At 65.0% G+C, this 13,856-nt stretch carries 14 protein-coding genes; 7 read left to right on the forward strand and 7 right to left on the reverse strand.

The annotated features are described in order from the left end of the window. The 5 genes from DIE11_RS33465 to DIE11_RS33485 form a co-directional block, all read right to left on the reverse strand. A partial coding sequence (locus tag DIE11_RS33465) for an FAD-dependent oxidoreductase (RefSeq protein ID WP_124629604.1) occupies positions 1-152 on the reverse strand: 152 nt, incomplete at its 3' end. Between the two features lie 20 nt (positions 153-172). After that, positions 173-811: a HutD family protein gene (locus tag DIE11_RS33470; RefSeq protein ID WP_124629605.1), complete on the reverse strand. Its 639-nt coding sequence runs from the start codon at positions 809-811 to the stop codon at positions 173-175. Beyond that, positions 808-1,746: an electron transfer flavoprotein subunit alpha/FixB family protein gene (locus DIE11_RS33475; protein WP_124629606.1), complete on the reverse strand. Its 939-nt coding sequence runs from the start codon at positions 1,744-1,746 to the stop codon at positions 808-810. Before DIE11_RS33475 ends, DIE11_RS33470 begins: the two co-directional genes overlap by 4 nt. Next, positions 1,743-2,522, reverse strand: a complete 780-nt coding sequence (locus DIE11_RS33480; protein WP_124629607.1) for an electron transfer flavoprotein subunit beta/FixA family protein — start codon at positions 2,520-2,522, stop codon at positions 1,743-1,745. The genes DIE11_RS33475 and DIE11_RS33480 overlap by 4 nt, the downstream gene beginning before the upstream one ends. A gap of 25 nt (positions 2,523-2,547) precedes the next feature. Beyond that, positions 2,548-3,732: an FAD-binding oxidoreductase gene (locus tag DIE11_RS33485; protein WP_124629608.1), complete on the reverse strand. Its 1,185-nt coding sequence runs from the start codon at positions 3,730-3,732 to the stop codon at positions 2,548-2,550. A gap of 181 nt (positions 3,733-3,913) precedes the next feature. Between DIE11_RS33485 and DIE11_RS33490 the strand changes: the two genes are divergently transcribed. Beyond that, entirely contained in the window at positions 3,914-4,879 is a 966-nt protein-coding gene (locus DIE11_RS33490) for a LysR family transcriptional regulator (RefSeq protein ID WP_124629609.1), read from the forward strand. Positions 4,880-4,896: 17 nt separating this feature from the next. Next, on the forward strand, positions 4,897-5,706 hold the full coding sequence (hutG, locus tag DIE11_RS33495; protein WP_124629610.1) for an N-formylglutamate deformylase: 810 nt from the start codon (positions 4,897-4,899) through the stop codon (positions 5,704-5,706). A gap of 204 nt (positions 5,707-5,910) precedes the next feature. On the opposite strand, the gene DIE11_RS33500 is transcribed toward hutG, so the two are convergent. Then, positions 5,911-6,513: a helix-turn-helix domain-containing protein gene (locus tag DIE11_RS33500; RefSeq protein WP_111017989.1), complete on the reverse strand. Its 603-nt coding sequence runs from the start codon at positions 6,511-6,513 to the stop codon at positions 5,911-5,913. 242 nt (positions 6,514-6,755) lie between these two features. On the opposite strand from DIE11_RS33500, the gene glnT reads away from it, so the two are divergent. The 5 genes from glnT to DIE11_RS33525 all read left to right on the forward strand — a co-directional run bounded on the left by glnT (position 6,756) and on the right by DIE11_RS33525 (position 12,754). Further along, entirely contained in the window at positions 6,756-8,144 is a 1,389-nt protein-coding gene (gene glnT, locus DIE11_RS33505) for a type III glutamate--ammonia ligase (RefSeq protein ID WP_185633857.1), read from the forward strand. A gap of 10 nt (positions 8,145-8,154) precedes the next feature. Beyond that, positions 8,155-9,063 (forward strand): glutamine amidotransferase family protein, encoded by a 909-nt coding sequence (locus DIE11_RS33510; RefSeq protein ID WP_124629611.1) that lies wholly within the window; start codon positions 8,155-8,157, stop codon positions 9,061-9,063. Then, the gene (locus DIE11_RS33515; RefSeq protein WP_124629612.1) at positions 9,051-9,740 is read left to right on the forward strand and encodes a protein glxC; all 690 of its coding nucleotides are present in this window, start codon (positions 9,051-9,053) and stop codon (positions 9,738-9,740) included. The genes DIE11_RS33510 and DIE11_RS33515 overlap by 13 nt, the downstream gene beginning before the upstream one ends. Before the next feature lie 26 nt (positions 9,741-9,766). Beyond that, positions 9,767-11,128 carry an FMN-binding glutamate synthase family protein gene (locus tag DIE11_RS33520; protein ID WP_111017992.1) on the forward strand — a complete coding sequence of 454 codons (1,362 nt, stop codon included), beginning with the start codon at positions 9,767-9,769 and terminating at the stop codon, positions 11,126-11,128. Positions 11,129-11,353: 225 nt separating this feature from the next. After that, complete coding sequence (locus DIE11_RS33525) at positions 11,354-12,754, forward strand: ammonium transporter (RefSeq protein WP_124629613.1); 1,401 nt, start codon at positions 11,354-11,356, stop codon at positions 12,752-12,754. 709 nt (positions 12,755-13,463) lie between these two features. On the opposite strand, the gene DIE11_RS33530 is transcribed toward DIE11_RS33525, so the two are convergent. Next, the gene (locus DIE11_RS33530) at positions 13,464-13,853 is read right to left on the reverse strand and encodes a carboxymuconolactone decarboxylase family protein (RefSeq protein ID WP_124629614.1); all 390 of its coding nucleotides are present in this window, start codon (positions 13,851-13,853) and stop codon (positions 13,464-13,466) included. Between the last annotated feature and the right edge of the window lie 3 nt (positions 13,854-13,856).

Below are 13,856 nucleotides of genomic sequence, written 5' to 3' on the forward strand. Positions count from 1 at the left end.
ACGCACACGCCGATCTCGGTGCCTTTCTCGGCGGCCAGCTGCTTGAGCCGGATCGCCGCCGACAGCCCGGCGGGGCCGCCGCCGACGATCACGACGTCGTATTCCATCGATTCGCGCGGGCCGTATTGTTCGGCAAAGGTCATATCAGGCATGTCTTCACTAGTCGTGTCGTTCAGTGCGGGATCAAATGGATTGCGATCAAGATCAGCCTGGACCCGGGAGCGACGGGGCGCAGGTCGAGTTCCTCGACACGTCCCTCGACCCACAGACCCTGCATCGAACCCAGTGAGACCGCGCTCAGCAAGCTGCTTTCGACGCGCCATTGCCCGGACGCGCTGATCAACAGTTGCGCAGGCGCGGGCGTGATCCGACGCGAATGGGTCGTCACGGTGACTGCTGCCCGACATGCGTCGCGCCGCGTCATTACGTTAAGGACTGTCGTCGAGCGCGTCATGCCGCTCGTCCACACGAGGAGATCGCCGGGAAAGCACGCCGGCTGCGTGGAGCGCGCGATCAGTTGCCCATCCTGCACGTTCAACTCGACCTGCGTGTCGTCGATCGGGACGAGCGTGCGATCCATTCCCGGAAACTGCGAGAAGCGTGCCGATCCGTCGAGCGTCGCGAGGCTGACTCGCCAATCGGCGTCGCCGTCGGCGCTGATGCGCCGGGCGACGGTCCTCGTCACGCCGGCCCCGTTTGCCCACGCTTCGGGCACAATCTGCACGCAATCGACGAATTGCACGCTCGGATAGCGATGGGAAGAAGGTGCGGGATGCACGGCGCTATCGCCATCGGGCGACGCCTGTGTCATGCGCCGTCTCCCGCGCCGACGTGACGCTCGAGTGCAGCTATCACATCGAACAGGTCGCCAACGAAACCGATGTCGGCGAACGAGAAAATTGGGGCGTCCGGATCCTTGTTAACGGCGACGACGAGCTTCGAGTCTTTCATGCCGGCGAGATGCTGCACGGCACCGGAAATGCCGAATGCGAGGTAGACATCCGGCGCGACGGTCTTGCCTGTCTGGCCCACCTGGATCGCGTTCGGCGCATAGCCCGCGTCGACCGCGGCGCGCGATGCGCCGAGTGCGGCGCCGAGCCGCGTCGCCAGTGCGCCGAGTCTTGCCATGTTGTCGCCGGACGCTAGCCCGCGTCCGCCCGATACGACGATCGGCGCGTTGTTCAGATCTAGGCCGGTCGCTTGCGTGCTGTGCCGCTCGAGCAGCGTCGTCACCGGGAAGGCCGGCGGATCGTCGAGCGCCGCGACGGGGGCCGGCTGGGCGCACACGCCGGCGGGCGGAAACGACGATGCGCGAACCGTCGCGAAGGTTTTCGCACGCGCGCTCACCACGGTGGCGACGATACTGCCCGCATAGAGGCCGCGAACGAAGCGATCGTCGTCCGTTATTGCCACGACGTCCGCGACAAACGCGCCGCCGGCGACGGCGGCGGCACGCGGCAGCGCGTTGCGGCCCAGCGTGCGATGCGCGGCGACGAATAGCGAATAGCGCGGCGCCAATTCGCACAGCACCGCCGCCAACGCTTCAGGCGGGATGGCAGCAGCGTCTGCCGCAACGAAATGGAGCACCTGCTCGACACCTTCGATCATGGCCGCCGCTGCTGCGGCGGCCGGGTCGAGGACCAGTACGTCGACCGGCTGGCGCCGCTGAACGGCGGCGGTCACGATGCGCGCCGTCGATTCGGCCAGCGTGCCGGCGGATGTTTCTGCGATGACGAGCGTTCTCATGCGGTGGCTCCCGAATGAACGAATACGTTTTGTGCGGCGAGCGCGGCGACGAATTCTGCAATATCGGCCGCGCGGGTGCCTGCTCGGCGGATCGCGGGTTCGTCGAGGCGGACGGTGTGCGTGGCGGGCGCCAGGTCGACGCCGAAGCGAGCGGCATCGATGATCGCAAGCGGCTTCTGCTTCGCCTTGACGATGCTCGGTAGCGTCACGCGGCGCGGTTCCGCGAGCCGCAGGTCGGCGCTGATCACGGCGGGGCCGGCGAGTTGCCATATGGCCGTTCCCGAATCGTCGCCGCAGGTGACGCGCCAGCCGGCGCCGTCCGGCGCGAGGCCGGTCGCGTCGAGCGCCTGCGGCCAGCCGAGCAGGCCGGCGAGCATCGGCGCTACGCCGCCGGTGTCGTCGTCGATCGCCTGCTTGCCGCACAGCACGAGGTCGTACGGCGAGGTGGCGATGAACGCGCGCAGAAGATGCGCGACGCTCGACGAATCGAGCGACGCGCCCGCGTCGCCGGTGTCGATCAGGACCGCGTCGTCCGCGCCCATCGCGAGCCCGGTGCGCAGCACGTCCTGGCACACCGGCAGGCCGCAGGTGACGACAGTGACATGCGCGGCGTGGCCCGCTTCACGCAGACGCAGCGCCATTTCGATCGCGCATTCGTCGAACGGGTTGACGGACATCTTGAGGCCGGCCGTGTCGATCGTGCCGCCCGTGCCGATACGGACGCGGACGTTCGGATCGACCACGCGCTTGATGGGGACCAGGATCTTGAGAGACATGATGTCGGCTCCGAAAGAAGGCGGGTCAGGACACGGCGCCGAGGCCGTACTTGCCGGTCAGCAATGCGCCCGTCGCAAAGCGTTCGAGCGCGTAAGGGGCAAGCGAGACGTCGGTCGGGAGACCGAGCGCATGCTGCGCGAGCAGCTTGCCGATCCCGGGCGACAGCTTGAAGCCGTGGCCGGAGAAGCCGAAGCCCACGACGAGCCCGTCGGTGTCGCCGATGTTGCCGAGCACAGGGTTCCAGTCCGGCGTGACGTCGTAGACACCGGTCCACGACGATGCGAGCCCGGCCGTTTCATACGCGGGGAAGCGCTCGGCGACCTGCGCGCCGACCTCGGCGACGTAATCGAGGGAGATGTCACCCTGTTCCGTCTCGGGCGCATTCAGCGTCTCGCCGACCACGCCCTCGGACACCAGCATCTGGCTGCCGCCGTAGCTGCGGTAATACAGCATGCCGGGCGAGCCGAGATCCTTGAACGCCGGCATCTTGAACGAGTAGTGCGCATCGCATTCGAGCGCCAGCACGGTGTGGCGCTCGGGCTTGACGGGTAGCGGCAGGTCGATCCAGCCCGACAGTTCGGGCGTCCAGATGTTCTGCGTGCTGATCAGCGTGCCGCAGGTGAAGAGTCCGGCGGTTGTGTCGACGCCGACGACGCGGCGGCCCTCGCGCAACACGCCGGTGACGGTCGTGCCTTCGAGAATCTTCACGCCGCGGCGGCGCGCGGATTTCGCGAAGCTGGTGGCGACGAGATACGCGTCGGCGAATCCGGCCTCGGGCTCGAAGCCGATCAGCGCCGCGTCGTCGAAGTGCGCGATCGGCAAGCGCGCTTGCGCGGCCTGCCGGTCCAGCAACTGGACCTCGATACCCATCGCACGCTGTGCGTCGAGCGACGCGCGCAGCGGCTCGAGCTTGTCGCCGTCCGGCGCGCAGATCATGTATCCGCACTTGACGAGGCCGCATGATGCCTCGTCGTCGCCGACGTATTCGGCGAAGTTGTTGAAGGCCCACCAGGATGCGCGCGCGAGTTCGACATTCTGACGCACCGAGTAGTGCGTGCGCAGCAGGCCGGACGATTGCGACGTCGTTCCGGCGCCGATCATCCCGCGTTCGACGACAAGCACGTTGCCGGCGCCGAGCGACGCCAGATGATGTGCGACGGATGCGCCGATCACGCCGGCGCCGATCACGATGAAGTCGTAATGGCTCATGATTCCCTCTGGGTAGGCAGTGAGCCGATTCTAGAAAGTACGGGCGCAGCCGAATTTTGTATTAGGCAAACTTATGCTGCGTCCTCGGAAGTGCTCATCTCGCGCCCGGGCCGCCCGATCCGGCGCACCATCCGTTCCATGCCGCCGGTCCGCCGAATCTGGCGTCTACCCGGGAGAAACGATGAGACGCACCCCACCGCCAATCGATCTGCGGGCGCTAGAGGCGTTCGTCACCGTCTGCGAGACCGGTTCGATGACCGCCGCGGCCAAGCGGATCGGCGTGAGCCAGAGCGCGATCAGCCAGGCGATCACCGCGCTCGAGCGCGAGCAGGGCACGGTGCTGTTCGACCGGGACAGCCGCCCCCCGCGCCCGAATGTCGCCGGGCGGGCATTGCTCGAACTGGCTCGGCCGCTGCTGGAGCATGCGCAGATGGTCAGCGCGCGCGTCGGCGACGCGTCGGACGCCGGCCGGCTGCCGGTGCGGCTCGGTTGCGTCGATTCATTCGCCGCGACGGTCGGCCCGGAGTTGATCCGGGCGGTTTCCGGCACCTCCCGGCAGATCACAATGTGGTCCGGGCTGACACCCGGGCTGAGCAAGCAGCTGCACGATCGGGAGCTGGATATCGCAGTCTGTACGCAGACCACGCTGAACGATGCGCGCATCGTCGAGATGCCGCTGTTCTCGGAGGCGTTCGTCGCGGTCGTTGCGCGCAGCCACCTGGCCGGCCGCCCGAAGATCGACTGGCGCACGCTGGCGGCGGAACTGCCGCTGATTCGCTACACCGCGCGTTCGGTGATCGGCCAGCAGGTGGAACGCTACGCGCGGCACCTCGGCATCGACAGCCCGAAGCGCTTCGAATTCGACGCGACCGATCCGCTGCTGAGCCTCGTGGCCGCGCGGCTCGGTTTTGCGATCTCGACGCCGCTATGTCTGTGGCAGGCGCGGCACTATCTCGCCGAAATCGAGGTATTGCCGCTGCCGTCCGGACGGCTCGGTCGGCGGGATTTCTTCCTGCTGCACCGTCAGGGCGAGTGGGACGATTTCGTCAGGGAAATCGTCGCGTTGACGCGGACCGTCATCGACCGCTCGATTCGGCCCGCGCTCGAACGCGCGTTGCCGCATCTGCCTGACGATGCGCTGCTTTGATTTCCACGGAGTGCCATATGACCGAACTGTTTGCGTTGCAGCGGGGCGATGCGCCGCTGCTGATTTCGATTCCCCATCTCGGCACCGGGATTCCGGCGCCGCTGCGCGACACGTACTCGGAGGCCGCGCTGACGCTCGCCGATACGGACTGGCATCTCGACCGCCTGTATGCGTTCGCATCGGAATTCGGCGCCACGGTCCTTGGCGCGACAGTCTCGCGCTATGTGATCGACCTCAACCGGCCGCAGAACGACGAAAGCCTGTATCCGGGGCAGACGACGACCGGTCTGTGCCCGACGGAGACCTTCTGTGGCGAACCGGTTTACCGGGAGGGTGGCACGCCCGACGCGCAGGAGAAAGCGCGCCGGGTACACGAATACTGGCAGCCGTATCACGCGACGCTCGAAGCGGAGCTGGCCAGATTGCGTGCGCTGCATGGAAACGTGTTGCTGTGGGAAGCGCATTCGATTGCGAGTGTGCTGCCGCGACTGTTCGATGGCAAGCTGCCGGACCTGAATCTCGGCACGCAGGACGGCCGCACCGCCGCGCCGGCGCTGCTCGCCGCCGTGGCGCGCGAAGCCGCGGCGAGTCCGTTCACGTGGGTGGCCAACGGCCGCTTCAAGGGCGGCCATATCACGCGTCGGTTCGGCGAGCCGTCGTGTGGCGTACACGCGATCCAGCTCGAGATGTGCCAGTCGACATACATGAGCGAGGCATTTCCGTTCGCATACGACCCCGCTCGCGCGGCGGCCGTGAAGCCGACGCTGCGCCGGATGATCGATGCGGCGCTGGCTGTGCTTGCGACGTTGCCGCCCGCCTCAGCATAAGCACTTCTGATACATCTTCGTAACCGCGGTTTCCGTTTCAGTGCGCCGTTGCACCGTATTCAACAAGACGTCGCACCGCCGGCAGGCAGGATAGATTGAACAGGTGAAACGACGCACGGCACGCATTACGCCGAAAGTGTTTATCAGTGGGAATCTTTGATTCACACAGGGAAACTTGGCACGGAGCTTGCGTCGTATCTGGCGTCACTCTTCGGTCTGCTGGCCATAGACGAAGATCGACAGGAACTGGATCGGTGTCTTGATCAGGCGTTCCGGGCCATGCGGCACGTCGCCCCGGAAGGTCAGCGTGTCGCCGGGATGGAGGATGTAGGTCTGCTGGCCGTGGCGATATTCGATCACGCCCTTGAGCATGTGGATGAACTCGGTGCCGGGGTGCTCGAAGACGGGAAAGCGTTCCGCCTGATCTTCCATCGTGATCAGGAACGGCTCGAAGAGCTTGCGCGGGCCCTGGTCGTAGGCGAGCAGATGGTAGGTGTGGCCGCGTTTGGTGCCTTTGCGGACGACTTCCATACCGGCGCCCTTCTTGACGAGTTGGGCGCCGCCCTGCGGAACGTCGAAGTTGCGGAACAGTGTCGACATCGACACGCCGAGCGCCTGCGCGATGCGGTGGAGTACGTCGAGGCCGGTGGAGGTCTGCGCGTTTTCGATTTTCGAAAGCATCCCGCGGCTGATGCCGGCCTGCTCGGCGACCTGTGCGATGGTCAGGCCGTGATGCTGGCGAAGCTCGCGGATCGTCGAGCCGAGATACCGTTCGAGCGGTGGTTTGCTGTCGTCTGCGGTGGACATCGTCGGCCTCGGTAAAAAAAGGGCAGGGTAGCAGATTGTGGCAGCGCTGCTGCGGGAGGGAGTAGTGTGGGTAAAAAGTTTCATGGTAGGAATTATTGTTAATTGCCAATAAATTCCTCCACGTACTGTGGACATGCCTGCATTGCCGTTGCGGCAATGTCTGAATGTGTCGAGTAGCCGGGTCGCTCGCGTGTCGGGCGGCTTCCTTAAATCATCGAAGGACGTAGTGAGAAGGAGTGGCGATGAACCTGAATGATGCGTGCAGTTTGCCGGCTAATGTGCTCGGCAGCGTACCCCGTTTCGACTCCGCAGAGGAAGCGCAGGCGTATCTGACGCAGGAAGGTGTGAAGTACGTACTTGCGCAATTTGTCGATATTCACGGCGTGGCCAAGGCCAAGTCGGTCCCGGTCGCTCACTTGAAAAGCGTGCTGACCGCCGGGGCTGGCTTTGCCGGCTTCGCGATCTGGGGTGTCGGCATCGAGCCGAACGGCCCCGATTACATGGCGGTCGGCGACCTCACGACGCTCACGCCGGTGCCGTGGCAGCCGGGGCTGTCACGCATCGTGTGCGACGGCCATGTCGACGGTGCGCCGTGGATGTTCGATTCGCGTGTGACGCTGAAGAAGCAGGTCGCGCGTGTCGCCGAGCGGGGCTGGACGTTGTTTACCGGCCTAGAGCCCGAGTTTTCGCTGCTGAAGCGCTCGGCGTCGGGCACGCTCGAGCCGTGCGACCCGAGCGACTCGCTCGCAAAGCCGTGCTACGACTACAAGGGCCTGTCGCGCACGCGCGTGTTCCTGGAAAAGCTCACCGAATCGTTGCGCGCGGTCGGCATCGACGTCTACCAGATCGACCACGAGGATGCGAACGGCCAGTTCGAGATCAACTACACGTACACCGATTGCCTGACGTCGTGCGATCACTACGTGTTCTTCAAGATGGCCGCGTCGGAGATCGCGAACGACCTGGGGATGATCTGCTCGTTCATGCCGAAGCCGTTCGCGAACCGTCCCGGCAACGGCATGCACATGCACATGTCGATCGGCGACGGCAAGCGCAACCTGTTCGCCGACGACGCCGATCCGCTCGGCATGGGCCTGTCGACGCTCGGCTACCGGTTCACGGCCGGTCTGCTCGCGCACGCGCCCGCGCTGGCGGCGCTCTGCAACCCGACCGTGAACTCGTACAAGCGCCTCGTGGTCGGGCGCTCGCTGACCGGCGCGACCTGGGCGCCAGCCTACATCAGCTATGGCGACAACAATCGCTCGACGATGGTGCGCATGCCGGGCGGCCGGATCGAACTGCGTCTGCCCGACGGCGCATGCAATCCGTATCTCGCGACGGCGGCCGTGATCGCCGCCGGGCTCGACGGCATCGATCGCGACTTGTCGCCGGGCGCCCCCGCGAACGAGAACCTGTACGAGTGGCCGGCGCAGAAGCTGTGCGATCACGGCATCGGCGTATTGCCGCAAAACCTCGGCGAGGCGCTCGACGCGCTCGAAGCCGATCAGCTGATTCGCGATGCGCTCGGGCCGGTGGTCGACGAATTCCTTAAGCTCAAGCGGATGGAGTGGCTGGAATACATGCGCCACGTATCGGATTGGGAAATCAAGCAGTACATCGAGTTTTTCTAAGGAGGTAGCAATGTGCGGAATCGTAGGATTGCTGGTGAAGACACCGGAACTGCGCGACCGGCTCGGCGAGCTGATGGTGCCGATGCTGGTCGGCATGACCGAGCGCGGCCCGGATTCGGCCGGCCTCGCGGTGTTCGGCGACGCGCTCGATGCGAGCCGGCGCAAGCTGAGCCTGTACTCGGGCTTTACGGACGAGGGCGAGCACTTCCCGTGGGACGTGCTGCTAGACCGCTTGAAAGCGTCTGTCGACGCCACTGCACGCATTGACGCAAAGCGCAATCATGCGGTGCTGACTGTCGAGGGTCGGGCCGATGCGATCAAGCACTGGCTGAACGAGCATTACCCGCGCATCTACGTGCTGTCGGCCGGCCGCTCGATCGACCTGTACAAGGACATCGGCCTGCCCGCCGACATCGCCGCGCGTTACGCGTTCGGCGATCTCAAGGGCTCGCACCTCGTCGGCCACACGCGGATGGCGACCGAGTCGGCGGTGACGCCGGACCGCGCGCATCCATTCACCGCGGGCGAGGATTTCTGCCTCGTGCACAACGGCTCGTTGTCGAATCCGTACGGCGTGCGGCGCAAGCTCGAGCCGGAGGGCATCCGCTTCGACACCGACAACGACACCGAGGCCGCGTGCCGCTTCCTTGAATGGCGGCTGCGTGAAGGCGACACGCTGCATGTAGCACTGGAGAAAGGCTTCGAGGAGCTCGACGGCTTCTTCACCTTCCTGATGGGCACCCCGACCGAGCTGGCGCTGATCCGCGATCCGTTCGCGTGCAAGCCCGCGGTCGTCGCCGAGAACGACGACTACGTGGCGATTGCGTCCGAGTTCCGCTCGCTCGCGCATCTGCCCGACATCAAGAACGCGAAAGTATTCGAACCCGCACCCGAGGAGATGTACGTATGGAACGCGTGACATTCGACCTTGAGCACGCCACGGTCAGGGAAGTGAACCAGTACCTGCATGGTGGCGCGTCGACGCTCGACGGCCAGGCCGTTGTCGTGGCCTCGCCGAACGGTGCGCACAACATTGCGGTGGGCGTCGATGCTCCCGTCACGGTGACGATCGACGGGCATGCCGGCTATTACGCCGGCGGTATGAACAAGCGCGCGACGATCGTCATAAAGGGCAGCGCCGGCACCGGCGTCGCGGAAAACATGATGAGCGGCAAGGTGCACGTGAAGGGCTTCGCGTCGAACGGCGCGGGCGCATCCGCGCACGGCGGGCTGCTCGTGATCGACGGCGACGCCGGGCTGCGCTGCGGGATTTCGCTGAAAGGCGGCGACATCGTCGTCGGCGGCTCGGTCGGCAGCTTTTCCGCGTTCATGGCTCAGGCCGGGCGCATGGTTATCTGCGGCGATGCTGGCGACGCGCTCGGCGATTCGCTCTACGAGGCCGTGCTGTACGTGAAGGGTGAAGTGAAATCGCTCGGCGCCGACGCGCAGTTCGAACCGATGACCGACGCGGACGTCAGCGCCGTTGCCGCGCTGCTCGATGCCGCCGGCCTGGATCACGACCCGCGTGCGTTCAAGCGCATCGCATCGGCGCGCACCCTTTACCACTGGAACGCCGACGCGAACCAGGAATATTGAATCCACAGCTTGTTCGGGAAGACGCCATGGAAACCAAACCCATTCATTTCGCGCGCTTGCAGCAGGAAGAGTCGCACGGCTACGACCGCAAGACGATCGATTACATCCATACGGCCGCCCAGCGCGGCCTATACGAAATCCGCGGTCTCGGCGCGAAGCGGCCCGTGCCGCATTTCGACGATCTGCTGTTTCTCGGCGCGTCGCTGTCGCGCTATCCGCTCGAAGGATATCGTGAGAAATGCACGACTCAGACCGTACTCGGCACGCGCTTCGCGAAGAAGCCGATCGTGCTCGATATTCCGATCACAGTGGCCGGCATGAGCTTTGGCGCGCTGTCGGCGAACGTGAAGGAAGCGCTCGGCCGTGCCGCGACAGCGGCCGGCACGTCGACGACGACGGGCGACGGCGGCATGACCGAGGAGGAGCGCCGCTCGTCGAAGACGCTCGTCTATCAGTGCCTGCCGTCGCGCTATGGCTTCAATCCCGACGACGTGCGCCGCGCGGACGCGATCGAGGTTGTGATCGGCCAGGGCGCGAAACCGGGCGGTGGCGGCATGCTGCTCGGACAGAAGGTCAATCCGCGCGTCGCTGCAATGCGCACGTTACCGGCCGGCGTCGATCAGCGTTCGGCGAGCCGCCATCCGGACTGGACCGGGCCGGACGATCTGGCGATCAAGATCCAGGAGTTGCGCGAGATCACCGACTGGGAGAAGCCGATCTACGTGAAGGTCGGCGCGACGCGCACGTTCAACGACGTGAAGCTCGCGGTTCATGCGGGCGCAGATGTCGTCGTCGTCGACGGCATGCAGGGCGGCACCGCGGCGACGCAAACCTGTTTCATCGAGAACGTTGGCATCCCAACGCTGGCGGCGGTCCGCCAGGCTGTCGCCGCGCTCGAGGATCTGAACATGAAGGGGCAGGTTCAACTGATCGTGTCCGGCGGCATCCGCACGGGCGCGGATGTCGCGAAGGCGCTCGCACTCGGCGCGGACGCGGTCGCGATCGGCCAGGGCGTGCTGATGGCGCTCGGCTGCAACGGCGATACGTACTTCCAGAACGGTGCACTGCATTCGGCCGTCGCGGACTACGCGGCGCTGAACACGTCGCCGGGATTCTGCCATCACTGTCATACGGGCAAGTGCCCGGTCGGTGTAACGACACAGGATGCGGTGCTCGAGCAACGCGTGCAGCCCGAGGAGGGCGCGCGCCGCGTACGCAACTACCTGAAGACGCTGAACATGGAGCTGACGACGATCGCGCGGGCCTGCGGTAAGCAGAACGTGCATCACCTGGAGCCGGAGGATCTCGTCGCGCTGACGGTCGAGGCGGCCGCGATGGCGCGCGTGCCGCTCGCCGGCACGTCGTGGATTCCGGGGCAGCGTTATTGACGTCCGCCGCATCGCAGGCGACGAAATCGGCGCACGTCGGCCTGGCCGGCGTGGCTGCCGCCGATTCCGCCCGCAGGCGCGCTGCTTGATCACTCCATTGGGCTGAGGTCCGCCGCACCGTCGCGCGGCGGACCGTGCGACGGCATGCCGGTTCGCCTGCTCCGCTTTTGCGACGGCATCGGCGTCGCGACATAGCCCGCGCTGCCATTTTCGAGGAATCGACGAATGAAAAAAGTAATCGGATTGCTTGCATTGCTCGGGATGGCGGCGTTCGCCGTGCCCGCGTTGGCGGATGGTGCTGTGGCGGCCGCCGCGCCGGTGCCCAACAAGGGCGACACTGCCTGGATGATCGTCGCGACGCTGCTCGTCGTGATGATGGCGGCGCCCGGGCTCGGGCTGTTTTACGGCGGCATGGTGCGGGCGAAGAACATGCTGTCCATCCTGATGCAGACGCTCGTCGTGTTCTGCCTGCTCGGCGTGCTGTGGGCCGTCTACGGCTACAGCGTCGCCTTTACCGAAGGCAATGCGTTCTTCGGGGGGCTGAGCAAGGTGTTTCTAGTCGGCATTACGCCGGATTCGACTGCTGCGACGTTCAGCAAGGGTGTCGTGATTCCGGAGTTCATCTACGTGTCGTTCCAGCTGACGTTCGCCGCGATCACGCCTGCGCTGATCGTCGGCGGTATCGCCGAGCGCGCGAAATTCTCTGCAGTTCTGATGTTCATGGTTCTGTGGTTCACCTTCTCGTACCTGCCGATTGCGCATATGGTCTGGTACTGGCCCGGTCCCGATGCCTACACGAGCGCGGCGGCAGCCGATAAGGCCAACGCGACGGCGGGCTTCCTGTTCCAGAAGGGGGCGATCGACTTCGCGGGTGGCACGGTCGTTCATATCAACGCGGGTATTGCGGCGCTGGTCGGCGCGATCATGATCGGCAAGCGCGTCGGATTCGGACGGGAAACCATGGCACCGCACAGCCTGACGATGACGATGATCGGCGGGTCGCTGCTGTGGGTCGGCTGGTTCGGCTTTAACGTCGGCTCGGCGCTAGAGGCAAGTGGTGCTGCGACGCTGGCGTTTGTCACGACACTGCTCGCGACGTGCGCAGCGACGGTTTCCTGGACCATGGTCGAGTGGTCGGCGAAGAAGAAGCCGTCGATGCTCGGTGCAGTGTCGGGCGCGATCGCCGGGCTCGTTGTCATCACCCCCGCGTGCGGTTTTGTGGGCCCGATGGGCGCGATCGCGATGGGCCTGATAGCGGGCGCCGTGTGCTACTGGGGCGTCAACGGCCTGAAGCGCATGATCGGCGTCGACGATTCGCTCGACGTGTTCGGCGTGCATTGCATTGGCGGGATCGTCGGTGCGTTGCTGACCGGCGTGTTCGCGTCGCCGTCGCTTGGCGGCACTGGAATCTACGACTACGTCGCAAACAAGGTGACCGACTATCACATCGTCGATCAGCTGATCGCACAGTGCTGGGGCGTTGGGACGTCGCTCGTCTGGTCGGCGGTCGTGTCGATCGTCGCGTTCAAGCTCGTCGACATGACGATCGGCCTGCGCGTCGATCACGAGCGCGAACGGGAAGGGCTCGACGTCAGCTCGCACGGGGAGACGGCCTACCATTCCTAAGAATCGCTGCCGCGACAGTGCATGCCTTGCTCCGGTTCGGTACCTAATCGGCGCACGGCGGAACAAGGCGACTCGGCATCGACTTTATGCCGATCCGGAGGTCGACGATCATATAGCGTCCCAGTGCGCGGGGCAGAGGCATTCGGCCCCGTACCCGGACCTTCATCTTTCTCAATCTTGTTGCCATGTCAGACCTCAGAAAATGGCCTGAACCTACCGATCAATCTGGCGAATGCTGGGTATACGCTGGAGAACACCCGCGTACCGCTAAATAGTGTCTCGACGACGGGCCAATTGTCGGTTCAGTCGGTTGTCGTCGGGAATGATGTGAAGCTGCCGTTGGTTGATGTTGGTCACTCGGCTACGTTGCCGAACTCACAAGGGATCGGCGGGGGCGTGGTCCTGTCATGCCATTGATCTGGGTTGGGCGTCGGGTTCAGTAACCGAGCAGCTTGGATCGCGAACTCGTTCAACCTCGTCCGGAACATGGTGATACGCGAGCCCGCGGGATTCATGGTTATTCCATCGGCATCAAATAAATACTGGAATAAAGATGCGCAGCGGTTAGCGCTCCGGTGAACGCCTACAGCCGGCGTCGATCGGAGCACGGGAAATATTGCTTCAGTTCGCGGACCCGGCCAGATTCCAGCCCCGCGTACTGTTTCGTCCACCGGTAATGCGTCTGCCCGGATATTCGAAAGCAGGTCGCTTACTTCAACGCACCTACAGCCACCAGCACTTCGTGCGCCGCCTTGAACGCGCTGAGGCCGTGCGGGATGCCCGAATAGGCGGTCGCGTGCAGCAGCGTCGCCTTGATTTCATCGACGCTCACGCCGTTGTTGAGCGCGCCCTTCACGTGCAGCTTCAGTTCGTTGGTATGGCCGGCCGCGGTCAGCATTGCGAGGTTGAGCAGGCTGCGCGTCTTGCGATCGAGGGTCTCGTCGCCCCATGCCCAGCCCCACGCCCATGCAGTGGTGGCGCGCTGGAACGCCATCATGAAGGCGTCGGCCTTTTCCATCGACGCATCGACATATTCCGCGCCGAGCACTTCCCGGCGTATCGGCAGGCCCTTCTGAAACAGCGCATCATCTTCGTTCATGAT

The sequence above is a fragment of the Burkholderia sp. Bp9012 genome (genome assembly GCF_003853825.1).
Lineage (GTDB): Bacteria > Pseudomonadota > Gammaproteobacteria > Burkholderiales > Burkholderiaceae > Burkholderia > Burkholderia diffusa.

What these genes read in the sequence shown, in the direction of transcription:
- DIE11_RS33470 (WP_124629605.1), bottom strand. Translation starts at nt 811, where the DNA reads ATGACACAGGCGTCGCCCGATGGCGATAGCGCCGTGCATCCCGCACCT.
- DIE11_RS33475 (WP_124629606.1), bottom strand. Translation starts at nt 1,746, where the DNA reads ATGAGAACGCTCGTCATCGCAGAAACATCCGCCGGCACGCTGGCCGAA.
- DIE11_RS33480 (WP_124629607.1), bottom strand. Translation starts at nt 2,522, where the DNA reads ATGTCTCTCAAGATCCTGGTCCCCATCAAGCGCGTGGTCGATCCGAAC.
- DIE11_RS33485 (WP_124629608.1), bottom strand. Translation starts at nt 3,732, where the DNA reads ATGAGCCATTACGACTTCATCGTGATCGGCGCCGGCGTGATCGGCGCA.
- DIE11_RS33490 (WP_124629609.1), top strand. Translation starts at nt 3,914, where the DNA reads ATGAGACGCACCCCACCGCCAATCGATCTGCGGGCGCTAGAGGCGTTC.
- hutG (WP_124629610.1), top strand. Translation starts at nt 4,897, where the DNA reads ATGACCGAACTGTTTGCGTTGCAGCGGGGCGATGCGCCGCTGCTGATT.
- DIE11_RS33500 (WP_111017989.1), bottom strand. Translation starts at nt 6,513, where the DNA reads ATGTCCACCGCAGACGACAGCAAACCACCGCTCGAACGGTATCTCGGC.
- glnT (WP_185633857.1), top strand. Translation starts at nt 6,756, where the DNA reads ATGAACCTGAATGATGCGTGCAGTTTGCCGGCTAATGTGCTCGGCAGC.
- DIE11_RS33510 (WP_124629611.1), top strand. Translation starts at nt 8,155, where the DNA reads ATGTGCGGAATCGTAGGATTGCTGGTGAAGACACCGGAACTGCGCGAC.
- DIE11_RS33515 (WP_124629612.1), top strand. Translation starts at nt 9,051, where the DNA reads ATGGAACGCGTGACATTCGACCTTGAGCACGCCACGGTCAGGGAAGTG.
- DIE11_RS33520 (WP_111017992.1), top strand. Translation starts at nt 9,767, where the DNA reads ATGGAAACCAAACCCATTCATTTCGCGCGCTTGCAGCAGGAAGAGTCG.
- DIE11_RS33525 (WP_124629613.1), top strand. Translation starts at nt 11,354, where the DNA reads ATGAAAAAAGTAATCGGATTGCTTGCATTGCTCGGGATGGCGGCGTTC.
- DIE11_RS33530 (WP_124629614.1), bottom strand. Translation starts at nt 13,853, where the DNA reads ATGAACGAAGATGATGCGCTGTTTCAGAAGGGCCTGCCGATACGCCGG.